Here is a 23,985-nt window from a genome sequence, read left to right as displayed (position 1 = left end):
ATGTCAGTCAAAGGGACAATCAAACACAAGGGTCTTCGCCTGAAACCTGGCCGTTATACGGTGTTTCCAGAGTTATTGCTCTACGACCATTGTGTCGGATGGAAGGGCCCCCAACTTGAGGCCTGGGTTTGATTTTTGTTGGATTTCAGACACGAGGTAGGGGGCCGGACAAGATCCCGGGGCTTTGTGCCAGCTAAAAAAAACCCGGCAAAGCGCCGGGTTCTTTTGTCTGGCATTACGGATCAAGCGGTGAAGGTCTTGCCTTCGAACTGCTCGGCCACGAACTTCCAGTTGACCAGGTTCCAGAACGCTTCGACGTATTTCGGACGAAGGTTGCGGTAGTCGATGTAGTAGGCGTGTTCCCAAACGTCGCAGGTCAGCAGCGGGGTGTCGCCGCTGGTCAGCGGGTTGCCGGCGCCGATGGTGCTGGCCAGGGCCAGGGAACCGTCAGCCTTTTTCACCAGCCAGCCCCAACCGGAACCGAAGGTGCCGACGGAAGTCTTGGTGAATTCTTCCTTGAACTTGTCGAACGAGCCGAACGCACTGTTGATGGCGTCGGCCAGCGCGCCGGTAGGTTGACCACCGGCGTTTGGCGCCAGGCAGTTCCAGTAGAAGGTGTGGTTCCAGACCTGAGCGGCGTTGTTGAAGATACCGCCCGAGGAAGTCTTGACGATTTCTTCCAGGGTCTTGCCTTCGAACTCGGTGCCAGGTACCAGGTTGTTCAGGTTCACGACGTAGGTGTTGTGGTGCTTGTCGTGGTGGAATTCCAGAGTCTCTTTGGAGATGTGCGGCTGCAGTGCATCGTGTGGATAAGGCAGCGGCGGCAATTCGAAAGCCATGGTGATTCTCCTAATCAGGTCAGTTGCGGTGAGCGCAAGGCCGATCACGGGCGGCCAGACTAGCGCCGGGGAGTTTGTACTCATTGCGGCGCAGGAGTCGGATCATAGCACCGGGGGAACGGCATAACCACGCAACAACTGTGTGGGATAGAGGTTCCAGAGCGGTTTGGAATAATCAGCCAGAGACGATCAACTGTATGGCCACGCTGAACATCATCGTTGCCACCAGCACGTCCAGTATCCGCCAGGTACTCGGCCGGGCCAGCCACGGTGCCAGCCATGCCGCACCGATTGCCAGTGTGAAGAACCACAGCAACGAGGCACTGGCCGCTCCCACGACATAGGCGCCAGGCACGCTTTGCTGGGCCCCGAGGGAACCGATCAGCAACACGGTGTCGAGATAGACGTGGGGGTTGAGCAGGGTCACTGCCAACGCACTGAGCAGCACCGCCCGTAACGAGCGCACTACCTGTTTCTCATCTTGTTGCAGGCTTTGTTTCGAACAGGCCCGACGCAACGCCAGGCTGCCATACCAGAGCAGGAACCCGGCGCCGCCCCAGCGGGCTATTGAAAGCAGCAACGGGCTTTGGGCCAGCAGTGTCGCCAGCCCGAATACCCCGGCGGCCACCAGCAACGCATCGCAAGTTACACACAGGGCGGCGACCGGCAAGTGATGTTCGCGGCGCAGGCTTTGCGCCAGCACGAAGGCGTTCTGAGCGCCGATGGCCATGATCAGCCCGAGGGCCACCAATAGTCCGTTCATGTAGCTTTGCCACATAAATTACTCCCCGAGTAGGTATGAATGCGGGTGTCATTCTCTGGTGCAAAGCGGTATAAGAAAAACCAATATTGCTGATTGCTCATTAGGAAAACTGATGTTCGATTACAAATTGCTTTCCGCTCTGGCGGCGGTTGTCGAACAGGCCGGATTCGAGCGTGCCGCCCAAGTGCTGGGTTTGTCGCAGTCGGCGATTTCCCAGCGGATCAAACTGCTGGAGGCGCGGGTCGGCCAGCCGGTGCTGGTGCGCGTCACGCCGCCGGCACCGACCGAAATCGGTCGCCGCTTGCTCAACCATGTGCAGCAGGTGCGGCTGTTGGAGCGCGACCTGCAAAGCCTGGTGCCAGCGCTGGATGAGGAGGGGCTGCCTGAGCGCCTGCGGATCGCCTTGAATGCCGACAGCCTGGCCACTTGGTGGGCGGTAGCCGTTGGGGATTTCTGCGCCGAACATCATCTGTTGCTCGACTTGGTGGTGGAAGACCAGACCGTCGGCCTCAAACGCATGCGTGCCGGTGAGGTGGCGGCGTGCGTCTGCGCCAGTGAACGTCCGGTGGCTGGTGCCCGTAGTGTGTTGTTGGGGGCCATGCGCTACCGGGCGTTGGCCAGCCCGGCGTTCATCGCCAGGCATTTCCCCGATGGGGTGCGCGCCGATCAACTGGCGCGCACGCCGGCGCTGGTGTTCGGCCCGGATGATTTCCTGCAGCATCGCTACCTTGCTTCCCTGGGGGTCGAAGGCGGTTTCGAACATCATCTCTGTCCGTCGTCCGAAGGTTTCATTCGGCTCGCCGAAGCGGGGCTTGGCTGGGGACTGGTGCCGGAGTTGCAAATGCGTGAGCAACTGGAGCGGGGCGAGTTGGTGGAATTGCTGGCAGATAAACCGATTGATGTGCCGTTGTACTGGCATCATTGGCGCAATGGTGGGCAGTTACTGGGTTTGTTGACTGAACGATTGATCAAGGCGGCAAGCAGCAAGCTCCAAGCGGTAAGTTGAAAAGCGATTGGCTTGAAGCTTGTAGCTTGAAGCTCGAATCTGATTTTAGGAGTCTTCATGAAAATTCTGGTTACCGGCGCAAGTGGCTTCATTGGCGGGCGCTTTGCGCGTTTCGCTCTGGAGCAGGGCCTGGATGTACGGGTCAACGGTCGCCGGGCCGAGAGCGTTGAGCACCTGGTGCGTCGCGGGGCGCAGTTCATCCAGGGGGATCTGAGTGACCCGTTGCTGGCTCGCGACCTGTGCCTTGATGTTGACAGCGTCGTGCATTGCGCCGGTTCCGTGGGGCTTTGGGGTCGCTATCAGGATTTTCACCAGGGCAACGTCCAGGTCACGGAAAACATTGTCGAGGCCTGCCTCAAGCAGAAGGTCCGGCGTCTGGTTCATCTGTCATCGCCGTCTATTTACTTCGACGGCCGGGACCATCTGGACCTGACCGAAGAACAAGTGCCCAAACGCTTCAAACATCCCTACGCTGCCACCAAATACCTGGCTGAACAGAAAGTCTTCGGGGCCCAGGAGTTCGGTCTCGAAGTACTGGCTCTGCGCCCGCGCTTTGTCACCGGCGCCGGCGACATGAGCATTTTCCCCCGGCTGTTGAACATGCAACGCAAGGGCCGCTTGGCCATTGTCGGCAACGGGTTGAACAAGGTGGATTTCACCAGCGTGCAGAATCTCAACGAAGCGCTGCTCAGCAGTCTTTTGGCCGGCGAATCGGCCCTTGGCAAGGCTTACAACATCAGTAACGGCACACCGGTGCCGTTGTGGGATGTGGTCAATTATGTGATGCGACAGATGGAAGTCCCACAGGTCCGGCGTTATCGTTCCTACGGGCTGGCCTACAGCGTTGCCGCCCTGAATGAAGGTTTTTGCACGTTATGGCCGGGCCGTCCCGAACCGACGTTGTCGCGCCTGGGCATGCAGGTCATGAACAAGAATTTCACCCTGGACATCAGCCGTGCCCGGCATTATCTGGATTACGATCCACAGGTCAGCCTGTGGACCGCTCTTGATGAGTTCTGCGCCTGGTGGAAAGCCCAGGATGCCCGCTGATCGCCCCGTCATGAACCGAGTGCCAGGTTCGGGGTCAATCGGTGCGGCGGGCGAGGGGGTTATACTCGCTGCATCAAGCCAACACCGGTTTCTCAAAGGTTGAACCCAATGCCCATGCGTAACGATTCCAACGACGACTTCGATGATATACCGAGCTTGCGGATGCGGGCCGACATTCCCGATGACGATGACTTTCTGCCTGAGCGCGAACGCCCGCCCCACGTGCAAGCGCGCCCGGCACCCGTTGCGGCGGCCAAGGTCAAGGGGGCCAGTACCGGGCCACTGTGGGCACTGGTCGGTGCGCTGTTGTGTGCGCTTGCCTTCCTGGCGTGGTGGAGCTTCCAGCAGATTTCCTTGATGGAACAGCAACTGGTGGCCACCCAGGAAAGTTTCGCCCGTATCAGTGAAGATGCGGCGGGACGCTTGCAGGACATTTCCGGCAAGGTGGTAGCCGGTCAGTCCAATGTCATGAGCGACAGTGAAGCCTTGAAGTTGCAGATCAAACAGCTGGAAGGCAAGCTTCAGGAGCAGGGCAAGCAATTCGAAAGCAAGCTGCAGGAGCAGTACAAACAACAGATGGTCGCGTTCGGTCCGTCCGCCGACCTGGACAAGGAGCTGGCCCAGATCATTGCCCAGACCACTGAGCAGCAGAACGCCAGCACTCAGTTGCAAGCTTCCAACAAGGAACTCCAGGACCAGGTCAAGGCGCTGGCGGCTGAAGTTTCCGCCCTGAAAAACCAGGGCGAGGATGGTGCTCTCGATGCCCGGCTCAAGAGCATCGGTGCCGACATCACCGCCCTGAAACGCGCCACTTCCAACTCTGCCATCGAGCGTCTGGAGCAGGACGTGATCGTGCTCAAGAGCCAACAGGACAACGGGGGCAGCAACACCGCCGAGTTCGACGCCTTCCGCGGCCAGGTCACCCGCAATATCAACACGCTGCAATCGCAGATCCGCAACCTGCAGCAGCAACTTGGCAGCCGGGCTCAGTGACGAGGCTGTAGTCGCGAGCGGTGGGTCAGTCAGTTTGCATCAATGGCTGATGTGCCACCGCCATCGCGAGCAGGCTCGCTCCCACATTGTGAGTCGTGCGCCTGCAAAGTGTTCAGCCGCTGCAAACCGGTGGGCTTGCCGATCCTTGCGCTGATCGGCAAGTAGGACCAGACAAATGCACAAAAAAAGGCCCGCATCGCTGCGGGCCTTTTGTTGAGTAGCGGCGGCAATCAGCCCGCCACCAACACCCGAATGGCTTCCAGGCGCAGCGCCGCTTTCTCAAGCATCGCCAAACCTTGCTCACGCTGTTGGCGCAGAGCCACCAGTTCGCTGTCGCGTACCGTCGGGTTGACCGCTTGCAGGGCAGTCAGGCGCGCCAGTTCTTCGTCGGTATCGGCTGCCATGCGACGCTGGGCTTCGGCCACGCGTTCGGCGTGACGCGGGGCGATCTTCTCTTCACCGGCGTTGATCCGTGGCGAGAGCTGGTCACGCTGGGCCTGGATGAACTTGTTGGCGCTGGCCCGAGGCACGCTTTCCAACTGATCGTTCAAAGTCTCGAACGAGACTCGGGCGGCGAGGTCGTTGCCGTTGGCGTCCAGCAGGCAGCGCAGGGCGGCCGGCGGCAGGTAACGGCCCAGTTGGAGGGAGCGCGGGGCAACCACTTCACTGACATAGAGCAGTTCCAGCAACACGGTGCCGGGCTTGAGGGCCTTGTTCTTGATCAGCGCTACGGCGGTATTGCCCATGGAGCCGGACAGCACCAGGTCCATGCCGCCTTGCACCATCGGGTGCTCCCAGGTAATGAACTGCATGTCTTCGCGAGACAGCGCCTGGTTGCGGTCGTAGGTGATGGTCACGCCTTCGTCGTCGCCCAGCGGGAAGCTGGCGTCGAGCATTTTTTCGCTCGGCTTGAGGATCAGCGCGTTGTCCGAATGGTCCTCGCTGTCGATGCCGAACGCATCGAACAGGGTTTCCATGTAGATCGGCAGGGCGAACTGGTCGTCTTGTTCGAGAATGGCCTCTACCAAGGCATCGCCTTCACCCGCGCCGCCGGAGTTGAGCTCCAGCAGACGGTCGCGACCGGTGTGCAGCTCGGCCTCCAAGCGTTCGCGTTCGGTGCGGGCTTCGTCGATCAAGGCTTGCCACTGGCCGTCATCGGCTTCTTCCAGCAATGGCAGCAGGCGCGGGCCGAACTGATGCTGCAAGGCGTTGCCGGTCGGGCAGGTATTGAGGAACGCGTTCAGGGCCTCGTGATACCACTGGAACAGCCGCGCTTGCGGGCTGGTTTCCAGGTACGGCGCATGCAGCTCGATGGTGTGTTTCTGGCCGATCCGGTCCAGACGGCCAATACGCTGTTCCAGCAGGTCCGGGTGCGAGGGCAGGTCGAACAGCACCAAATGGTGGGCGAACTGGAAGTTGCGGCCTTCGCTGCCGATTTCCGAGCAGATCAGCACCTGGGCACCGAACTCTTCGTCGGCGAAGTAAGCCGCCGCACGGTCGCGCTCCAGGATGTTCATGCCTTCATGGAACACCGTGGCCGGGATGCCGGAACGCACGCGCAGGGCATCTTCCAGGTCCATGGCGGTCTCGGCGTGGGCGCAGATCACCAGCACTTTGGTGCGCTTGAGCATCTTCAGGGTGTCGATCAGCCACTCGACCCGTGGGTCGAAACGCCACCAGCGCTGTTCTTCGTTGGCGTCCGGCTGAGCCTGGAAGCTGACTTCCGGGTACAGCTCGGCGTGATCACCCAAAGGCAGCTCGAGGTATTCGTCCGGGCACGGCAGCGGGTAGGCGTGCAGCTTGCGCTCCGGGAAACCCTGTACGGCGGCGCGTGTATTGCGAAACAGCACGCGGCCGGTGCCGTGGCGGTCCAGCAGTTCGCGGACCAGGCGGGCGCTGGCTTCGACATCGCCATCATTGACGGCGGTCAGCAGCGCTTCGCCCTCGTTACCCAGGAAGCCGTGAATGGTTTTGTGCGCCTCGGGTGAGAGACGGCCCTTGTCCAGCAGCTCCTGCACGGCCTCGGCCACCGGGCGATAATTCTCGCTCTCGGCGCGGAAGGCCTTGAGGTCATGGAAGCGGTTCGGGTCCAGCAGGCGCAGGCGGGCGAAGTGGCTGTCCTGGCCCAGCTGTTCCGGGGTCGCGGTCAGCAGCAGTACGCCGGGAATCGTTTCGGCAAGCTGTTCGACCAGAGCGTAATGCGGGCTGACCTGATCTTCGTGCCAGACCAGGTGATGGGCTTCGTCGACCACCATCAGGTCCCAGCCGGCGGCAAACAGCGCGTCCTGGGCCTTCTCATCGTCCACCAGCCACTCCAGCGCCACCAGGGCCAGTTGGGTGTCTTCGAACGGGTTGCTGGCATCGCTTTCGATGAAGCGTTCTTCGTCGAACAAGGCGACCTGCAGGTTGAAACGCCGGCGCATTTCCACCAGCCACTGGTGCTGAAGGTTTTCCGGTACCAGGATCAGCACGCGGCTGGCGCGGCCGGAGAGCAGTTGGCGGTGGATGATCAGGCCGGCTTCGATGGTCTTGCCCAGGCCCACTTCGTCTGCCAGCAATACCCGTGGCGCGATGCGGTCGGCCACTTCACGGGCGATGTGCAATTGGTGGGCGATGGGCTGGGCACGGACGCCACCCAGGCCCCAGAGCGGCGACTGCAACTGGCGGCTGGTGTGTTCCAGGGTGTGGTAGCGCAGGGAAAACCACGCCAGCGGGTCGATCTGGCCGGCGAACAGACGGTCACTGGCCAGGCGGAACTGGATAAAGTTCGACAGCTGGGTTTCCGGCAGAGTGACAACCTCGTTCTGCCCATTGAGGCCGTGGTAGACCAGCAGCCCATCGACATCGTCGACTTCGCGCACGGTCATTTTCCAGCCTTCGAAGTGAGTGATCACATCGCCCGGCGAAAACCGCACGCGGGTGAGGGGCGCATTCCGTAGCGCGTACTGGCGAGTGTCGCCAGTGGCCGGATAGAGCACGGTCAACAAGCGGCCGTCCTGTGCCAGAACGGTGCCTAAACCCAGCTCGGCTTCGCTGTCACTGATCCAGCGTTGCCCCGGTTGATACTGCTGCGCCATGCTGCCTGACTCCCGCCTTGAAAAAGCCGGTTATCTTAACGGAATGATCCCTCAGACCAAAGGATTTACGTAGACATCGGGTCGCCATGGGCATTGATTACTTACCGGCGGTGCGGAACTTAAGTGTGCTGAGTGATCAAACAAGCTCGGCCCGGCCTATTGTGATAATGCCAACCGGGTCACAAGTTTCAGACCAGCGGTTCAAGCTGCCCCTCGCTCAGCCGACAACCTGAAGACAGGAGACCTTTATGTTGCCACCCATGCTCCCTTTGAGCGCCGTACCCATCACCGCTCAACAGGATCCGGTCCGCCAGCGGCCGGACATACCGCCCGTGGTCCCGGTGCAGCAAAGCTCCAACGAAAGCACCATCGACCTGAAAAATCGCGACCCTGAGGAGGCTGCTGTGTTGCTGCGCGAGGAGCAACAGCGCCAGCAGGAACGCAACAAGCGCCGCCGCGAAGCCGACGAAGATCCCGAAGCGCACCTGGCCGTACCGGGCACTGAACTGAACGCCGATAACACCGTGCCTGTGGTGCCGTTGGTGGAAGGGGAAGAGCGTCAGGGCTTGTGGGTCGATATCCAGGTCTGATCCAGGCTTTTGTCGACGCATGCAGGCTGGTCAACCCGCTCGACAGCCTTCATCATGAGAGCATCCGCAGTTCACCGTACGATGCCGACACGCCATGAGCCAAGACGACAAACTGATCGACCTCAGTGCTGAGCGCGCCAAGCGCGTTCACGACCTCAACGAAAAACGCCTTAACGAAGTCCGCCAGGCTTTTGAGCAAGCCATGCCATTGGGCAAAGCCCAGAAAAAACCGAAGAAAAAACCCAAAAAGCGCTGACTCCCCCCTCTATCCATTGATACAGATCAGTTATTTCCCTTCCTTTTCGCCGCGTCGCGAGCGTTATTGACCCCGGTCAATTTTCATCCAGGCCTGATTGGTTAACTTGCACCCATCGCAACAGGGGCAAGACCAGGAGGCCAGTCATGTTTTTCGATAATGTGGTGTTTGCCGGAGTGTTGACCGTCGGCCTCATGTTCGTGTTTTTCGCCGGCTTCGGATTATTCATCTGGAAAGATGCACACAAGCGCAAAAAGCCGTAGGTCTTTCCAGCTACAACGAGCACGCAAGGCATTTTGGGCGACTTCGGTCGCCCTTTTTTTTGAGCGGATTTCCCCTGTTCCACACAAGCCCATTGTGGGAGCGAGCTTGCTCGCGATAGCGGTATGTCTGTAGATACATGTGTTGACTGACCCGGCGCCATCGCGAGCAAGCTCGCTCCCACAGTAGTCAGGTGTCCGGGCATAAAAAAAGGTGCGATCCGCCAGGACCGCACCTTTTTTATTAGCCGCTGATATCAGCTGCCGATGGCCTTGGACGCCAGCCAGAACAGCGCGGCCGAGAGGGCCACTGTCGCCGGCAGGGTCAGTACCCAGGCCAGCAGGATGGTCCGTACCGTGCCACCTTGCAGACCGCTCTTGTTGGCGACCATGGTGCCCGCCACGCCGGACGACAGTACGTGGGTGGTGGAAACCGGCAGGCTGAAGATGTTCGCCGCACCGATCATGCACGCCGTGGTGATTTGCGCCGACATACCTTGAGCGTAGGTCATGCCTTGCTTGCCGATCTTCTCACCAATGGTCAGCACCACACGCTTCCAGCCGACCATGGTGCCCAGGCCCAGGGCCAGGGCGACTGCCAGAATCACCCAGAACGGGGCGTATTCGGTGGTGGCGGTCAGGTCTTTGCGCAGCTTGTTCAGGTCGTCTTTTTCCCGAGCTGCCAGGCCTGGCAGCTTGCCAACCTTCTTCGCCGTGTCATCCAGGCAGAGCAGGTAGCGGCGAACCTCGATGCGGCTTTCCGACGGCAGCGATTGGTAATCCGCCACGCCTTTGAGGGTGTCGAGCAGCGCCGCAATGGTGGGCTCGGTCTGCTGTGGGTTGCAGCGGAATTTCTCTGGCAGATCGCCCTTCACGCTTTTGCCCAGCGCCAGGTATTCACCCAGCGATTCGCTGTTGCGCTGGTAGAACTGGCTCAGGTGCAACGTCGCGTCGCGGGTGCGCTCGATCTGGTAGGTGGTGCTGTTCAGGTCAAGCACGAACTGCGCCGGTACGATACCGATCAGCACCAGCATGATCAGGCCGATGCCTTTCTGGCCATCGTTGGAGCCGTGGACGAAGCTGACGGCCATGGCTGAAATGACCAGCACCAGGCGATTCCAGAACGGGGGGTGTTTCTTGTCATCGATCTTGCGGCGCTGTTCCGGCGTCTTGTGCATCTTCGACAGCGGACGCCACCACTTCAGACTGATCAATACCAGTGCGGCAATCAGGAAGCCCGCCATGGGCGAGAACACCAGGGAGGCACCGATATCGATTGCCTTTTGCCAGTTCACTCCGTCGGCCAACGGGATATCGTTGATCAGCGCGTTGGCCAGGCCCACGCCGAGGATCGAACCAATCAGCGTGTGGGAGCTGGAGGCTGGGATACCGAAATACCAGGTGCCCAGGTTCCAGGTGATGGCCGCTGCGAGCAGCGAAAACACCATGGCCAGCCCGTGTCCGGTGTTCACATTGATCAGCAGCTCTACCGGCAGCAGGTGAACGATGGCATACGCCACGCCCACACCGCCCAGCAGCACGCCGAGGAAGTTGAACACACCGGAAAAGAACACCGCCAGATGAGGCGGCATGGCTTTGGTGTAGATAACAGTGGCCACCGCGTTTGCGGTGTCATGAAAGCCGTTGATGAACTCGAAGGCGAGGACAAAGGCCAGGGCGAGCAAGAGGCTCACAAGCACCCAAGCATCCAGTCCGCTAAATAAATCGATCATGAAGGTTTTCTGACCCGGTCGTAAGGGGGCGCGATTATGCCAGAAAACCTCGGTAATCGATGCATTGCCTGCTCATCGGTAACATTCTTCAACGAAATAATTTGCAGGCACCCCTTCGAACCCTGGCGTTTAGCGGGTTGCGCAACCCATTGATTCGGGAGCGGAAAGCGCGCCAGGCAGGGGGCCGCTCGTCGTTGCAAGAGCCTCAAGCGGTTGTGCGAAAAATCCGAAAAGAAGGTAAGCCAAGGCCATTCCTCGACCGTTGTCGGGGAAATGGCGGCCCGCTCATGGCGGGCGTCCGGTACGGGGCCGGCCAGGGTGTCGGCCGGATACCGCTTCACAAGAACATCAAGCGCTGAGCATTACCGCTCTTCCGCTTTGAGTTCCTGTTCCATTTTCTGAAGTTCCTGGGTAAAGGCCTGGTCCTGAACGGTGGCGCGTTTACGCCAGGGTTTGCGTTCCGGTTCAGGTTGCGCGGCGTAGGTGGTGATTTCCCCGCCGTAAACTTCCTTGTAACGTTGTTCCTGGCGCTCAAGTTCCGCGCGCAGTTCGTCTTTCGTCACAGTATTACCTAATGGATTGAATTGGATCTGGTGATACGCACTGCATGTAGACATGCAGACGGCCACGGCACCAGAGCTGACAGCTGACGTAGCATCAGGAGTTTCGTATACCGCCGATACGGGGAAGCGCCATCCGGGTGCTTCGGGCACCGGCTGCCGGCACCACGCAGGATAGAAACCTGCAATGCCTGCGGACGGGAGCGGTCGATTGCCGCACCGTCACTGTGGTGCATTATAGCGGGCTGCCCGAAGAACACTATCGGGAAAAGTTAAAAGAATCTGTTGTTGTGTGAATCAATATTTGTATGTGCAACTTGTGGCAATTAGGTTTCAGGCAATGCCAGACAATGTCGCTATCCACTCTGCTGGCGCGAACTACGTTCAATACTCGTGTCGTCTTACTTATTTATCAACCCTTCACACAGAAGCAAGAGGGGGGTAGGGTGCCTTGATTGCGATTATCGGTTGATGGTTCGATAATCGAACGGTGCTGACAGCCAGCCCTTGTCTGCTCAGCGGGCAGCCGCTTGTAATAGCCGCCATTCCCCGGGAAGGACCAGATATGAACGACCAATTGCGCAACGCCTTTGCTTCTGTAGCGCCACCCATCGTTGCTTCGCCGGCCAAGCGCATCCAGGCCCTGACCGGTGACCCGGACTTCATGACGTCCCTGGCCCGAGGGTTGGCCGTGGTCCAGGCGTTTCAGGAGCGCAAACGGCACCTGACCATCGCTCAGATCAGCCACCGCACGGAAATTCCCCGCGCCGCCGTCAGACGTTGCCTGCATACCTTGATCAAACTCGGCTACGCCACCACCGACGGACGAACCTATTCGCTGCTGCCCAAAGTATTGACCCTGGGCCATGCCTATCTGTCATCGACGCCTCTGGCCGTGTCCGCGCAGCCGTATCTGGATCGCATGAGCGAACAGCTGCATGAGGCCTGTAATATGGCGACGCTTGAAGGCGACGACATTCTTTATATCGCCCGTTCGGCCACCACCCAGCGGCTGATATCCGTGGACCTGTCCGTCGGTGGACGTCTGCCGGCCTATTGCACCTCGATGGGCAGGATTCTTCTGGCGGCACTGGACGACGCTTCCCTGCGTGATTACCTCGACCATGCCGACCTGCAGGCCAAGACCAGCCGGACCCTGCACACTCCCCAGGCTTTGCTGGAGTGTTTGCAAGAGGTGCGGCGGCAGGGATGGTGCATCGTCGATCAGGAACTGGAGCAGGGGCTGCGCTCGATTGCCGTGCCAGTCTACGACGCCTCCGGCCAGGTGGTGGCGGCGCTGAATGTCAGTACCCATGCCGGGCGGGTCAGCCGCAATGAACTGGAACAGCGCTTCCTGCCGGGGCTGTTGGGAGCCAGCCGTGACTTGAGCGCGCAACTGTTCACTTAAGCTGTTCGATAAACGCACAGAGTCGCCTCTGACGAATTGACGGTATTTGCCTCGGATCATTAATGTCGCGGCAGCGTCATCCGACGTGATCGAGCCTGGCTCGACCGATGGATGGCGGCCCAATAATAATGAGAGGCACACCTGCCATGTATACCTTCCTCGGCCTTCACCTTGACGATCGACCGACCTGTCTGTCCCGGATCGCCCGCTAACCAACACCTTTTTTGCAGCCTTGCGGTTTATTTGCCGGGCCTCTGTTCGCCTGCGTTTTCTTGCGTGGAATAAAAACAAGATGAACCAACCCCAGACCTCCGTAGGCAATTGCCTCGACGTGCAGTCCTTCATCAACGCTCAACCCATCTCGCGCTATCAATGGCGGGTAGTGATTCTGTGCTTTCTGATTGTTTTTCTCGACGGGCTCGACACTGCGGCCATGGGCTTCATCGCTCCGGCGCTCTCCCAGGACTGGGGCATTGATCGGGCCAGCCTCGGTCCGGTCATGAGTGCGGCGCTGATCGGCATGGTCTTCGGTGCTCTCGGCTCCGGTCCGTTGGCAGACCGTTTCGGCCGAAAAGTTGTGCTGGTAGGCGCGGTCGTGCTGTTCGGCGCGTTCAGCCTGGCATCGGCTTACAGCACCAACATCGATCAATTGCTGGTGCTGCGCTTTCTGACCGGCCTGGGGTTGGGCGCCGGTATGCCGAACGCCACTACCTTGCTGTCGGAATACACCCCGGAGCGTAAAAAGTCGTTGCTGGTGACCAGCATGTTCTGCGGCTTCAACCTGGGAATGGCCGGTGGCGGGTTTATCTCGGCCAAGTTGATACCGGCGTTCGGTTGGCACAGTCTGCTGCTGATCGGCGGGATCCTGCCGTTGATCCTGGCGGTGGTGCTGGTGTTCTGGTTGCCGGAGTCGGCACGTTATCTGGTGGTGCGCAATCGCGGCACGGACAAGGTGCGCAAGACCCTGGCCCCGATCGATCCGCACACCGTCGCCCAGGCGGCGAGTTTCAGTGTGCCGGAACAAAAAATCGTTAAAGCCCGCAACGTGCTGGCGGTGATTTTCTCCGGCACCTACAGCGCCGGGACGCTCTTGTTGTGGCTGACCTATTTCATGGGGCTGGTAATTGTTTACCTGCTGACCAGTTGGTTGCCGACGCTGATGCGCGACAGCGGCGCGAGCATGGAGCAGGCGGCGTTTATCGGGGCGTTGTTCCAGTTCGGCGGCGTATTGAGCGCGGTTGGGGTGGGTTGGGCGATGGATCGGTTCAATCCGCACAAAGTCATCGGCATTTTCTACTTGATGGCCGGGATATTCGCCTACGCGGTAGGGCAGAGTCTGGGCAACATTACCTTGCTTGCCACGTTGGTGCTGGTGGCCGGCATGTGCGTCAACGGCGCGCAATCGGCGATGCCGTCGCTGGCGGCGCGGTTCTATCCGACCCAAGGCCGGGCCACCGGTGTCTCGTGGATGCTGGGTATCGGCCGGTTCGGCGCGATCCTCGGCGCCTGGATGGGCGCGACATTGTTGGGCCTGGGCTGGAACTTCGAACAGGTCCTGACCGCCCTGGTCATTCCAGCGGCCCTGGCGACTGCGGCGGTGGTGATCAAGGGCATGGTCAGTCATGCGGATGCGACGTGAGGCAATGATCTGAACCTTGCGGCAGACCGGTGGGAGCGAGCCTGCTCGCGATAGCGGTGGGTCAACTTGCATAAGTGTTGACTGACCCACCTCAATCGCGAGCAGAGCTCGCTCCCACAGGATCAGGGTGTCTGGGAAATCGATAGCCAAACAACAATCTGTTCGATAAACGAACACTCAGTCGATTATCGGATTGTTTGGCTGTCACCCCGAGCTTAATCTTCAGTCACTCCGGCGCTTAACCTCGCGCCTTTTTCTTCATCTTGGTCTACTGAAAAACGGGAGCCTGCCCCATGGCTGAAATCCTTTCGCTGCACGACGCAGTGAAGCAATTCGTCAATGACGGCGATACCGTCGCGCTCGAAGGCTTCACTCACCTGATTCCGACGGCGGCGGGTCATGAAATCATTCGCCAGGGCAAGAAAGACCTGACCCTGGTGCGGATGACGCCCGACCTGATCTACGACCAGTTGATCGGCGCCGGTTGTGCTCGCAAGCTGATTTTCTCCTGGGGCGGCAATCCTGGGGTGGGCTCCCTGCACCGGCTGCGCGATGCCGTGGAAAAACAATGGCCGCAGCCGCTGGAAATCGAAGAGCACAGCCACGCCGACCTGGCCAATGCCTACGTCGCCGGGGCCTCGGGCCTGCCATTCGCGGTGCTGCGGGCCTACGCCGGCTCCGACCTGCCAAAGGTCAATCCGTTGATCAAAACCGTGACCTGCCCCTTCACCGGGGAAGTGCTGGCCGCCGTGCCATCCGTGCGTCCGGACATTACAGTGATCCACGCTCAAAAAGCCGACCGCAAGGGCAACGTCCTGTTGTGGGGCATTCTCGGCGTGCAGAAAGAAGCCGCCCTGGCCGCCAAGCGCTGCATCGTCACCGTGGAAGAAATCGTCGATGACCTCAACGCACCGATGAACGCCTGCGTGCTGCCGACCTGGGCGCTGAGCGCGGTGTGCCACGTACCGGGCGGCGCTCATCCGTCCTACGCGCATGGCTACACCGAACGTGACAACCGCTTCTACCAGGCTTGGGATCCGATCGCCCGGGACCGTGAGACCTTTACCGCATGGATCAATGAATACATCCACGCAACGAAAGATTTCAGTGAATTCCAGGCCCGACTGGCTGCCACTTCGCAGGTGAAATAATGACGTACTCCACCAATGAAATGATGACCGTCGCCGCAGCCCGTCGATTGCAGAACAACGCTGTGTGCTTCGTGGGCATCGGCCTGCCATCGAAGGCAGCCAACCTGGCGCGGCTGACCTCGTCGCCGGATGTCGTTCTGATCTACGAGTCCGGTCCGATCGGGGCCAAACCCAGCGTATTGCCACTGTCCATCGGTGATGGTGAGCTGGCTGAAACCGCGGACACTGTCGTACCCACCGGTGAGATTTTTCGCTACTGGTTGCAGGGTGGACGCATCGACGTCGGCTTTCTCGGTGCAGCTCAGGTCGACCGGTTCGGCAACATCAACACCACGGTGGTGGGCGACTACCATCAACCGAAAGTCCGCTTGCCGGGCGCCGGTGGTGCACCGGAAATCGCCGGTTCGGCCAAGAGCGTGCTGATCATCCTCAAGCAGTCGGCGCGCTCGTTCGTCGACAAGCTGGATTTCATCACCTCGGTCGGTCACGGTGAGGGCGGGGATTCGCGTAAACGCCTGGGCCTGCCGGGCGCAGGTCCGGTCGGTATCATCACCGACTTGTGCATCATGGAGCCGGAAGCCGGCAGCCATGAGTTCGTGGTCACTGCGCTGCACCCCGGCGTGACCCGCGAGCAAGTCGTTGCCGCCACCGGTTGGGCGATTCGTTTTGCCGACCAGGTGCAAACCACCGCCGAGCCGACCGAAACAGAGCTGCGCGCACTGCGCGACCTGGAAGCTCGCACTGCCGCGGCCCACGGCCAGGCACCGGGAGAAGCGTGATGCGCGACGTTTATATCTGTGATGCGATTCGAACCCCCATCGGTCGCTTCGGTGGCGGTTTGGCCGCGGTGCGCGCCGATGACCTGGCCGCTGTGCCGATCAAGGCGCTGATGGAGCGCAACCCATCGGTGGACTGGAATGCCGTGGACGAAGTGTTTCTCGGTTGCGCCAACCAGGCCGGGGAAGACAACCGCAACGTGGCGCGCATGGCGCTGCTGCTGGCTGGCCTGCCGCAGAGCATTCCCGGCGTAACCCTCAACCGCCTCTGCGCCTCGGGCATGGACGCCGTTGGCACGGCGTTCCGCGCCATCGCCAGCGGCGAAATGGAATTGGCCATCGCCGGCGGCGTGGAGTCGATGTCCCGCGCACCGTTCGTGATGGGCAAGGCCGATGCCGCGTTCTCCCGCAACATGAAACTGGAAGACACCACCATCGGCTGGCGCTTCATCAACCCGTTGATGAAAAACCAGTACGGTGTGGACGCGATGCCCCAGACCGCCGATAACGTGGCCGATGATTACGCAGTGTCCCGCGCTGACCAGGATGCTTTCGCCTTGCGCAGTCAGCAGCGCACGGCGGCAGCCCAGGCCGCAGGGTATTTCGCCGAGGAAATCGTCCCGGTGCGCGTAGCCCACAAGAAAGGCGAAACCGTGGTCGAGCAGGACGAGCATCCTCGCGCCGACACCACGCTGGAGACCTTGAGCAAACTCAAGCCGGTCAACGGTCCAGACAAAACCGTCACGGCCGGCAACGCCTCGGGCGTGAATGATGGCGCGGCGGCTATGATCCTGGCTTCGGCCGAAGCGGTGAAGAAACACGGGCTGACGCCTCGGGGTAAAGTGTTGGGCATGGCCAGTGCCGGCGTGGCTCCACGGGTGATGGGCATCGGCCCGGTGCCCGCGGTGCGCAAACTCACTGAGCGCCTGGGCCTGGCGGTCGCAGACTTTGATGTGATCGAACTCAACGAAGCCTTCGCCAGCCAGGGCCTGGCGGTGCTGCGCGATCTGGGTCTGGCGGACGACGCGCCGCAGGTGAACCCCAATGGCGGCGCCATCGCCCTCGGCCACCCGCTGGGTATGAGCGGAGCACGGCTGGTGCTGACGGCGCTGCATCATCTGGAAAAGACCGGCGGCAAGAAAGGCCTGGCGACCATGTGTGTCGGCGTCGGCCAGGGTCTGGCGTTGGCAATCGAACGCGTCTGACACGTCGTTCCACTAATAAGAAACCGAGGAATGCTTCATGACTGACAAGCCTGGTTATCGTCGCCCCCAAGCGGGCACCCAACCGGAGTACCTGCACCCGCCGTACCAGTCCACCAACCTGCGCTCGCCTTCAAAGCCGTTGGTGTACCTGCCTCATTCGCTGTCGGAAATTACCGGTCCGACCGTAGGTGCCGATCGCCTGCAGGAGAAGGACAACGACCTGACTGCCCAGCATGCCGGCGAGCCACTGGGGGAGCGAATCATCATTCACGGGCGCGTGCTGGATGAGCATGGCCAACCCGTGCCTGGCATCCTGGTGGAGATCTGGCAGGCCAACGCCGCCGGTCGTTACAACCATGACCGTGACCTGCACGACGCACCGCTGGACCCGAACTTCACCGGCACCGGTCGCACCGTCACCGACGCCGATGGCTGGTACCAGTTCCAGACCATCAAGCCCGGCGCCTACCCGTGGGGCAACCATCACAATGCCTGGCGCCCGGCGCACATCCATTTCTCACTGTTCGGCCCGAGCATCCTGACGCGCCTGGTGACGCAGATGTATTTCCCCGGCGACCCACTCCTGGCCTACGATCCGATCTACAACTGCGTGCCGGACACCAGCGCCAAGGAACGTCTGATCGCCCGTTTCGACCTGGAAAAAACCATTCCTCACTACGCCCTCGGTTATCGCTGGGACATCGTATTGCGCGGCCGCGATGCCACGCCGATGGAGAAATAAGATGACGCTCACTGCCACCACCTCCCACACCGTTGGTCCTTACTACCACATCGGCCTGACCTGGCTGAACCGCGAAGACCTGACCGTCGCCCAAACCCTCGGCCAGCGCGTGGCGATCACCGGGCAGGTGATCGACGGCAACGGCGAATTCGTCAATGACGCGATGCTGGAAGTCTGGCAGGCCAACGCCGCCGGCAAATACGCACACCCGGAAGACGACCAGGACAAGCCCCTGGACCCGAATTTCGAAGGCTTTGGCCGGGTGCCGGTGGATGCCGAAGGGCGTTTTCGTTTCACCACCATCAAGCCGGGCTCCGTGCCGGGCCTTGGCGGCACGACCCAGGCGCCGCATCTTGTCGTGCTGGTGTTCGCCCGCGGTCTGGTCAAGCATTTGCTGACGCGAATCTACTTCGATGGTGAGCAGGCCAACGAAACCGACCCGCTGCTGGCCTGCGTGCCCGAGGAACGTCGCGCCACTATCGTGAGCAAGCCCGATGCTTCGGGCGTGTATCAGTGGAACGTGGTTTTGCAGGGGACGGATGCCGAGACGGTGTTCTTCGACTACTGATTGAAACCCGTGTGGCGAAGGCTCTTGGCCCAGCCCCGCAACAACGGTGGGGCGTGGGTTGTACAAAATACTGATGACCCTGTTCCACCCGAAGGCGTAGGGTTGGCCTGCGCGGGTGATGAATAGGATGTGCGACAACCCACGTATTTACGTTGCAGCTTTTGACCCAACCGCGTCAGGCCGGCAGACCTGCACTCCCAAGGACTTTTTATGAGCGAACGACCGGGTAATCAGCTCTTTGATGCCTACTTCACCACCCGCCACATGCGCGAGGTGTTTTGTGATGCGGGCCGGGTGCAGGCCATGCTCAATGTCGAGGCGGCGCTGGCCCGGGCGGAAGCGAAGGTGGGCTTGATCCCTGTCAGCGCAGTGGCTCCGATCGAGAAGGCCTGTGACGCGCAGTTGTACGATTTTTCGGCGTTGAGCGAGGCGATTGCCACGGCGGGTAATTCGGCGATTCCACTGGTCAAGGCCCTCGGCAAGCGCATTGCCGCGCAAGACGCCGAGGCTGAGCGCTACGTGCACCTGGGGGCTACCAGTCAGGACGTGATGGACAGTGGGTTGGTGCTGCAACTGCGTCAGGCATTGGGTTTGATTGAAGGCGAACTGGCGCAACTGGCCACGATTCTCGCCCGCCAAGCCGAACGCTACGCCGCCACGCCATTGGCCGGGCGCACTTGGTTGCAACAGGCAACACCGGTGACCCTGGGCATGAAAATCGCCGGTTGGCTGGGAGCCATTACCCGTAGCCGCCAGCGCCTGAATGAGCTCAAGCCGCGCTTGCTGGTGTTGCAGTTCGGTGGTGCCTCCGGAACGCTTGCCGCACTGGGTGAGCAGGCCTTGCCCATCGCCGAAGCCCTGGCCGCCGAGCTGCAACTTAGCTTGCCGGAGCAGCCGTGGCACACCCAACGCGATCGCCTGGTTGAGTTCGGTTCGGTACTGGGGTTGATCGCCGGCAGCCTGGGCAAACTGGGCCGCGACATCAGCTTGTTGATGCAGACCGAGGCCGGTGAAGCGTTCGAACCCTCGGCGCCGGGCAAGGGCGGTTCGTCCACCATGCCGCACAAACGTAACCCGGTGGGCGCGGCGGTGCTGATCGGTGCGGCGACCCGAGTCCCTGGCCTGTTGTCGACGCTGTTCAGCGCCATGCCCCAGGAGCACGAACGCAGCCTGGGCCTGTGGCACGCCGAATGGGAAACCTTGCCGGAGATCTGCTGCCTGGTGTCCGGCGCCCTGCAACAGGCGCGGCTGCTGGCCGAAGGTCTGGAAGTGGACGCGGCGCGCATGGCTCGCAATCTGGAACTGACCCAAGGGCTGGTGCTGGCCGAGGCGGTGAGCATCGTCCTGGCCCAGCGGGTCGGGCGCGACACCGCGCATCATCTGTTGGAGCAATGTTGCAAACGCGCCGTGGCTGAACAACGTCATTTGCGGGACGTGTTGGGGGACGAGCCCCAAGTCACTGCGCAGTTGTCCGCCGCTGAGCTGGATCATTTGCTCGACCCCGCCCACTACCTCGGCCAGGCCCAGACCTGGGTCGCGCGCGCGGTGGCTGAACACCTTGCCTTGAACGCCTGAAAGGAGACTGTTGTGGGATTCGTCAAACTCGCCGAAGGCGAACTGAACTATTGTTTCGATGGACCGCAGGATGGCCCGGTGCTGGTGCTCTCCAACTCCCTGGGCACCGACCTGCACATGTGGGACGAGCAGATCGCCGCCTTCAGTGAACACTTTCGCGTGTTGCGTTTTGACACGCGCGGGCACGGTCAATCCTTGGTGACTGAAGGGCCGTACAGCATCGACCAACTGGGCCGCGACGTGCTGGCGATGCTCGATCAGCTGAACATCGACAAGGTGCATTTCTGTGGGTTGTCCATGGGCGGATTGATCGGCCAATGGCTGGGGATCAATGCCGGTGAGCGGCTGCACAAACTGGTGGTGTGCAACACCGCCGCCAAGATCGGCGACCCATCCGTATGGGACCCGCGGATCGAAACCGTACTGCGTGATGGCAAGGCGGCGATGGTCGCGCTACGGGATGCCTCGATTGCCCGTTGGTTCACATCGGACTTTGCCCAGGCTCATCCAGAGAGGGTCAGGAAAATCACCGACATGCTTGCTGCCACTTCGCCCCAGGGCTACGCGGCTAACTGCGCGGCGGTGCGCGATGCCGATTTCCGCGAGCAGTTGTCGTCGATTCGCGTGCCGCTCTTGGTGGTCGCCGGCACCGAAGATGCCGTGACCCCACCGTCGGGCGGGCACTTTATCCAGGAGCGGGTCAACGGCGCCGAATACGCCGAATTCCATGCCGCGCATCTGTCCAACGTCCAGGCCGGCGCTGCGTTCAGCGAACGGGTGCTGGCTTTCCTGCTGGATTCCAGTCGTTCTTGAGGGAGTATTTTGTGGACGAGAAGCAACGTTACGACGAAGGCATGCAAGTACGCCGCGCGGTGCTGGGCGATGCCCACGTCGACCGCAGCCTGAATGCCTTGACTGAGTTCAACAGCGAATTCCAGGAGATGATCACCCGTCATGCCTGGGGCGACATCTGGACCCGCCCGGGCCTGCCGCGCCACACCCGCAGCCTGATCACCATCGCCATGCTGATCGGCATGAACCGCAGCGAAGAACTCAAACTGCACTTGCGCGCTGCTGCCAATAATGGTGTGAGCCGCAGCGAGATCAAGGAAGTGATCATGCAGAGTGCTATCTATTGCGGCATCCCTGCGGCCAACGCCACCTTCCACCTGGCCGAGTCGGTGTGGGATGAACTGGGCGTCGAATCACGGGCTTGAGATCCACCGCCAATCCCTGTGGAAGTCAAGACTGGGGGAGCAAAGCTTGCTCGCGAAAGCGGTGGGTCAGTTGGCGATGATGTTGAATGTGATGACGCCATCGCGAGCAGGCTCGCTCCCACACTGGATCTTCAGTGAGTACAAATTTTATGCTCGACGCTGATCCCCTGTGGGAGCGGGCTTGCTCGCGAAAGCGGTGTGTCAGCTTGTGACGATTTTGAATGTGATGACGCCATCGCGAGCAGGCTCGCTCCCACACTGGATCTTCAGTGAGTACAAATTTTATGCTCGACGCTGATCCCCTGTGGGAGCGGGCTTGCTCGCGAAAGTGGTGGGTCAGCTTGCATCGATGTTGAATGTGATGACGCCATCGCGAGCAGGCTCGCTCCCACACTGGATCTTCAGTGAGCACAAATTTTATGCTCGACACTGATCCCCCTGTGGGAGCGGGCTTGCTCGCGAAAGCGGTGGGTCAGCTTGCATCGATGTTGAATGTGATGACGCCATCGCGAGCAGGCTCGCTCCCATACTGGATCTTCAGTGAGCACAAATTTTATGCTCGGCACTGATCCCCTGTGGGAGCGGGCTTGCTCGCGAAAGCGGTGGGTCAGCTTGCATCGATGTTGAATGTGATGACGCCATCGCGAGCAGGCTCGCTCCCACACTGGATCTTCAGTGAGCACAAATTTTATGCTCAACGCTGATCCCCCTGTGGGAGCGAGCCTGCTCGCGATGACGCCGGTACAGCCTCCACTTATGTTTGGCTTTTACAACAAGCTGATCGGATAGCTGACGATCAGCCGGTTCTCATCGAACTCATTGGTGCTGTAATCCCGACGCATCGTCGAATTACGCCATTTCACATTGAGGCTCTTCAACGCACCGCTCTGTACGGTGTAGGCCAGTTCGCTTTCGCGACCCCATTCCTTACCGTCGGTGATGGTGCCTGTGTGTACGTTGTCACCGCTGATGTAGCGGTTCATCAGGGTCAGGCCCGGTACGCCGACGGCGGCGAAGTTGAAGTCGTGGCGCACTTGCCAGGATTTTTCCTGGGCGTTGTCGTAGCTGGAGTTGTAGCTGTCGTTGGCCAGGGTGCCGCCGCTGGTGCCGTTGACGCGCATCCAGCCATCGTCGCCGCTGAGTTTTTGCAGGCCGACGTAGAAGGTGTTGCCACCGTATTTGGCCGAGAGCATGGCGAACGCGGTCTTGTTGTCCAGGTCGCCCGCCAGGGCACTGCCTTCTTCCTTGCCGATGAAGTAGCCCAGGTTGGCGCCCAGGGTCCAGTCACCGATGGGCTGGCTGTGGGTCAGGTTGAAATATTTTTGCTGGTAGATGTCCGACAGTTCCGCGTACCAGACGCCGACCTGAGTGCGCTTGTCGTTGAAGGCGTATTCGCCGCCGCCGAAATTGAAGCGGTCGGACGTGAACGCGCTGCGGCCGTTCATCGACATGTCTTCCATGCTCGCGTCGTTACGCGGGCTGTTGGCGCGGAACTGGCCGCCGTACAGGCTCAGGCCGTTGATCTCGGTGGAGGTGACCTGACCGCCGCGGAAAGTCTGCGGCAGGGACCGGCCATCGTCAGAGCGCAGGATCGGCAGCACCGGCATCCATTCGCCCACTTTCAGCTCAGTTTTCGACACCTTGGCCTTGAGTGCGACACCCAGGCGACCAAAGTCATCGGCCGGACGGCCATCGTCATGCACCGGCAACAAGGCGGTATTGGCAGTGCCGCGACCACCGTCGAGCTTGAGCGAGTACATGCCCAGCACGTCTACACCGAAACCGACTGTGCCCTGGGTGAAGCCGGACTTGGCGTCGAGAATGAAACTCTGGGTCCATTCCTCGGCTTTGCCTTGGGCGTTAGCCGGGTTGGTGAAGTTGCGGTTGATGTAGAAGTTGCGCAGGTTGAGATTGACCTTGGCGTCCTCGACAAAACCCGACTCTGCGGCCAGGACGGGCAGGGTGGCGCCAGACAGGGCGATAGCGATAAGACTGGGGAATAAATGCTGTGTAGGTTTCATGGGCATGTCTCTAGTTTTTGTGGGCAAAGCGGGTCGCTGCCGCAACCTTGGGTTGCAGTCGGCACTGTGGAGCTGGACGGTAAGGCGATCGAAGGATCAGCCGGATGAGGCGGGGTCTATGGGCATGGCATCGAACCTGTTGTTATTGGTTTTGTGCTAGGGATGGTGAAGGGCCGGCTGGGATCGGTTCAATTGTCGTTTGCGGGTTTTGGGCGATTATCGAACGGCAAAAATTGATTGGATCTTTGTGGGAGTGAGCCTGATCGCGATGGCGGCCTACAGTCGGCCAGGATGTTTTTGACTGAGTACATATCCATTTCGCGGTAACGGCGACTTAGGGTTCCGCCCTTACGGCGGGTCACTTTCGAAAATCCGGAAGCCGGCCCAGGCGAAAGTAACCAAAGCGCTCTTGCCCCACCACTCGGCACCTCGCTTAGGCTCGGTGTGCCCTCACTCCGGCATTGCTCCGTGGGCCCGCCGCGAAGGGCCATCCATGGCCCAGCGCGGCTATCCCGGCATCCATGCCGGGATGCCCACTGCGCAATGCCTGCGTTCG

Annotated in this window: 22 protein-coding genes; 16 read left to right on the top strand and 6 right to left on the bottom strand. The window is 60.6% G+C overall.

Annotation, left to right across the window (positions count from 1 at the left end; genetic code table 11):
* Positions 1-242 precede the first annotated feature (242 nt).
* A complete protein-coding gene (locus HQ912_RS21865; RefSeq protein ID WP_047228326.1) occupies positions 243-839 on the bottom strand; it encodes a superoxide dismutase in 597 nt (198 codons plus the stop codon).
* A gap of 175 nt (positions 840-1,014) precedes the next feature.
* Positions 1,015-1,617, bottom strand: coding sequence for a LysE/ArgO family amino acid transporter (locus HQ912_RS21860; protein WP_047228325.1), 603 nt, complete (start codon positions 1,615-1,617; stop codon positions 1,015-1,017).
* Between the two features lie 97 nt (positions 1,618-1,714).
* Between HQ912_RS21860 and HQ912_RS21855 the strand changes: the two genes are divergently transcribed.
* The 3 genes from HQ912_RS21855 to HQ912_RS21845 all read left to right on the top strand — a co-directional run bounded on the left by HQ912_RS21855 (position 1,715) and on the right by HQ912_RS21845 (position 4,651).
* Positions 1,715-2,608, top strand: a complete 894-nt coding sequence (locus HQ912_RS21855) for a LysR family transcriptional regulator ArgP (protein WP_047228324.1) — start codon at positions 1,715-1,717, stop codon at positions 2,606-2,608.
* Positions 2,609-2,665: 57 nt separating this feature from the next.
* Positions 2,666-3,658 carry an NAD(P)-dependent oxidoreductase gene (locus HQ912_RS21850; protein ID WP_173407296.1) on the top strand — a complete coding sequence of 331 codons (993 nt, stop codon included), beginning with the start codon at positions 2,666-2,668 and terminating at the stop codon, positions 3,656-3,658.
* Between the two features lie 108 nt (positions 3,659-3,766).
* Positions 3,767-4,651: an ATPase gene (locus HQ912_RS21845; RefSeq protein WP_173407295.1), complete on the top strand. Its 885-nt coding sequence runs from the start codon at positions 3,767-3,769 to the stop codon at positions 4,649-4,651.
* A gap of 230 nt (positions 4,652-4,881) precedes the next feature.
* Here the strand turns inward: HQ912_RS21845 and rapA are convergent, their stop codons facing one another.
* On the bottom strand, positions 4,882-7,728 hold the full coding sequence (rapA, locus tag HQ912_RS21840; protein WP_173407294.1) for an RNA polymerase-associated protein RapA: 2,847 nt from the start codon (positions 7,726-7,728) through the stop codon (positions 4,882-4,884).
* Between the two features lie 248 nt (positions 7,729-7,976).
* Between rapA and HQ912_RS21835 the strand changes: the two genes are divergently transcribed.
* The 3 genes from HQ912_RS21835 to ccoM all read left to right on the top strand — a co-directional run bounded on the left by HQ912_RS21835 (position 7,977) and on the right by ccoM (position 8,837).
* A complete protein-coding gene (locus HQ912_RS21835) occupies positions 7,977-8,318 on the top strand; it encodes an aspartate-semialdehyde dehydrogenase (protein WP_173407293.1) in 342 nt (113 codons plus the stop codon).
* Between the two features lie 94 nt (positions 8,319-8,412).
* Positions 8,413-8,574, top strand: a complete 162-nt coding sequence (locus HQ912_RS21830; protein ID WP_171061412.1) for a hypothetical protein — start codon at positions 8,413-8,415, stop codon at positions 8,572-8,574.
* A gap of 146 nt (positions 8,575-8,720) precedes the next feature.
* On the top strand, positions 8,721-8,837 hold the full coding sequence (gene ccoM / locus HQ912_RS28015) for a cytochrome c oxidase subunit CcoM (RefSeq protein WP_025212288.1): 117 nt from the start codon (positions 8,721-8,723) through the stop codon (positions 8,835-8,837).
* A 254-nt stretch (positions 8,838-9,091) separates the two neighbouring features.
* On the opposite strand, the gene HQ912_RS21825 is transcribed toward ccoM, so the two are convergent.
* Together HQ912_RS21825 and HQ912_RS21820 are read right to left on the bottom strand one after the other, a co-directional pair.
* The gene (locus HQ912_RS21825; protein WP_047228319.1) at positions 9,092-10,567 is read right to left on the bottom strand and encodes an inorganic phosphate transporter; all 1,476 of its coding nucleotides are present in this window, start codon (positions 10,565-10,567) and stop codon (positions 9,092-9,094) included.
* Positions 10,568-10,929: 362 nt separating this feature from the next.
* Complete coding sequence (locus HQ912_RS21820) at positions 10,930-11,130, bottom strand: hypothetical protein (RefSeq protein WP_047228318.1); 201 nt, start codon at positions 11,128-11,130, stop codon at positions 10,930-10,932.
* Positions 11,131-11,692: 562 nt separating this feature from the next.
* On the opposite strand from HQ912_RS21820, the gene pcaR reads away from it, so the two are divergent.
* The 10 genes from pcaR to pcaC all read left to right on the top strand — a co-directional run bounded on the left by pcaR (position 11,693) and on the right by pcaC (position 21,408).
* On the top strand, positions 11,693-12,535 hold the full coding sequence (pcaR, locus tag HQ912_RS21815; RefSeq protein ID WP_047228317.1) for a pca regulon transcriptional regulator PcaR: 843 nt from the start codon (positions 11,693-11,695) through the stop codon (positions 12,533-12,535).
* A 292-nt stretch (positions 12,536-12,827) separates the two neighbouring features.
* Positions 12,828-14,174: an MFS transporter gene (locus tag HQ912_RS21810; protein ID WP_047228316.1), complete on the top strand. Its 1,347-nt coding sequence runs from the start codon at positions 12,828-12,830 to the stop codon at positions 14,172-14,174.
* A 293-nt stretch (positions 14,175-14,467) separates the two neighbouring features.
* Positions 14,468-15,325 carry a CoA transferase subunit A gene (locus tag HQ912_RS21805; RefSeq protein WP_047228315.1) on the top strand — a complete coding sequence of 286 codons (858 nt, stop codon included), beginning with the start codon at positions 14,468-14,470 and terminating at the stop codon, positions 15,323-15,325.
* Positions 15,322-16,104 (top strand): CoA-transferase subunit beta, encoded by a 783-nt coding sequence (locus HQ912_RS21800; protein WP_171061413.1) that lies wholly within the window; start codon positions 15,322-15,324, stop codon positions 16,102-16,104. Before HQ912_RS21805 ends, HQ912_RS21800 begins: the two co-directional genes overlap by 4 nt.
* Positions 16,101-17,306, top strand: a complete 1,206-nt coding sequence (gene pcaF / locus HQ912_RS21795; protein ID WP_173407292.1) for a 3-oxoadipyl-CoA thiolase — start codon at positions 16,101-16,103, stop codon at positions 17,304-17,306. Before HQ912_RS21800 ends, pcaF begins: the two co-directional genes overlap by 4 nt.
* Before the next feature lie 37 nt (positions 17,307-17,343).
* Positions 17,344-18,048, top strand: a complete 705-nt coding sequence (gene pcaH / locus HQ912_RS21790; protein ID WP_076386020.1) for a protocatechuate 3,4-dioxygenase subunit beta — start codon at positions 17,344-17,346, stop codon at positions 18,046-18,048.
* A 1-nt stretch (position 18,049) separates the two neighbouring features.
* Positions 18,050-18,616 carry a protocatechuate 3,4-dioxygenase subunit alpha gene (gene pcaG, locus HQ912_RS21785; RefSeq protein WP_047228311.1) on the top strand — a complete coding sequence of 189 codons (567 nt, stop codon included), beginning with the start codon at positions 18,050-18,052 and terminating at the stop codon, positions 18,614-18,616.
* 210 nt (positions 18,617-18,826) lie between these two features.
* Complete coding sequence (locus HQ912_RS21780; protein WP_173407291.1) at positions 18,827-20,191, top strand: 3-carboxy-cis,cis-muconate cycloisomerase; 1,365 nt, start codon at positions 18,827-18,829, stop codon at positions 20,189-20,191.
* A 12-nt stretch (positions 20,192-20,203) separates the two neighbouring features.
* Positions 20,204-21,004 (top strand): 3-oxoadipate enol-lactonase, encoded by an 801-nt coding sequence (gene pcaD / locus HQ912_RS21775; RefSeq protein ID WP_173407290.1) that lies wholly within the window; start codon positions 20,204-20,206, stop codon positions 21,002-21,004.
* 11 nt (positions 21,005-21,015) lie between these two features.
* Positions 21,016-21,408 (top strand): 4-carboxymuconolactone decarboxylase, encoded by a 393-nt coding sequence (gene pcaC, locus HQ912_RS21770; protein WP_047228308.1) that lies wholly within the window; start codon positions 21,016-21,018, stop codon positions 21,406-21,408.
* A 767-nt stretch (positions 21,409-22,175) separates the two neighbouring features.
* On the opposite strand, the gene HQ912_RS21765 is transcribed toward pcaC, so the two are convergent.
* Positions 22,176-23,429 (bottom strand): OprD family porin, encoded by a 1,254-nt coding sequence (locus HQ912_RS21765; protein WP_173407289.1) that lies wholly within the window; start codon positions 23,427-23,429, stop codon positions 22,176-22,178.
* Positions 23,430-23,985 lie beyond the last annotated feature (556 nt).

The sequence above is a fragment of the Pseudomonas sp. MPDS genome, assembly GCF_013283895.1.
GTDB lineage: Bacteria > Pseudomonadota > Gammaproteobacteria > Pseudomonadales > Pseudomonadaceae > Aquipseudomonas > Aquipseudomonas rhizophila.
Note: the sequence above shows the minus strand (reverse complement) of the source record. Positions and strands in the feature narration are given on the sequence as shown.

Excerpts from the sequence above, each read along its gene's own strand:
- HQ912_RS21865 (WP_047228326.1), bottom strand. The coding sequence starts at position 839 with ATGGCTTTCGAATTGCCGCCGCTGCCTTATCCACACGATGCACTGCAG.
- HQ912_RS21860 (WP_047228325.1), bottom strand. The coding sequence starts at position 1,617 with ATGTGGCAAAGCTACATGAACGGACTATTGGTGGCCCTCGGGCTGATC.
- HQ912_RS21855 (WP_047228324.1), top strand. The coding sequence starts at position 1,715 with ATGTTCGATTACAAATTGCTTTCCGCTCTGGCGGCGGTTGTCGAACAG.
- HQ912_RS21850 (WP_173407296.1), top strand. The coding sequence starts at position 2,666 with ATGAAAATTCTGGTTACCGGCGCAAGTGGCTTCATTGGCGGGCGCTTT.
- HQ912_RS21845 (WP_173407295.1), top strand. The coding sequence starts at position 3,767 with ATGCCCATGCGTAACGATTCCAACGACGACTTCGATGATATACCGAGC.
- rapA (WP_173407294.1), bottom strand. The coding sequence starts at position 7,728 with ATGGCGCAGCAGTATCAACCGGGGCAACGCTGGATCAGTGACAGCGAA.
- HQ912_RS21835 (WP_173407293.1), top strand. The coding sequence starts at position 7,977 with ATGTTGCCACCCATGCTCCCTTTGAGCGCCGTACCCATCACCGCTCAA.
- HQ912_RS21830 (WP_171061412.1), top strand. The coding sequence starts at position 8,413 with ATGAGCCAAGACGACAAACTGATCGACCTCAGTGCTGAGCGCGCCAAG.
- ccoM (WP_025212288.1), top strand. The coding sequence starts at position 8,721 with ATGTTTTTCGATAATGTGGTGTTTGCCGGAGTGTTGACCGTCGGCCTC.
- HQ912_RS21825 (WP_047228319.1), bottom strand. The coding sequence starts at position 10,567 with ATGATCGATTTATTTAGCGGACTGGATGCTTGGGTGCTTGTGAGCCTC.
- pcaR (WP_047228317.1), top strand. The coding sequence starts at position 11,693 with ATGAACGACCAATTGCGCAACGCCTTTGCTTCTGTAGCGCCACCCATC.
- HQ912_RS21810 (WP_047228316.1), top strand. The coding sequence starts at position 12,828 with ATGAACCAACCCCAGACCTCCGTAGGCAATTGCCTCGACGTGCAGTCC.
- HQ912_RS21805 (WP_047228315.1), top strand. The coding sequence starts at position 14,468 with ATGGCTGAAATCCTTTCGCTGCACGACGCAGTGAAGCAATTCGTCAAT.
- pcaH (WP_076386020.1), top strand. The coding sequence starts at position 17,344 with ATGACTGACAAGCCTGGTTATCGTCGCCCCCAAGCGGGCACCCAACCG.
- pcaG (WP_047228311.1), top strand. The coding sequence starts at position 18,050 with ATGACGCTCACTGCCACCACCTCCCACACCGTTGGTCCTTACTACCAC.
- HQ912_RS21780 (WP_173407291.1), top strand. The coding sequence starts at position 18,827 with ATGAGCGAACGACCGGGTAATCAGCTCTTTGATGCCTACTTCACCACC.
- HQ912_RS21765 (WP_173407289.1), bottom strand. The coding sequence starts at position 23,429 with ATGAAACCTACACAGCATTTATTCCCCAGTCTTATCGCTATCGCCCTG.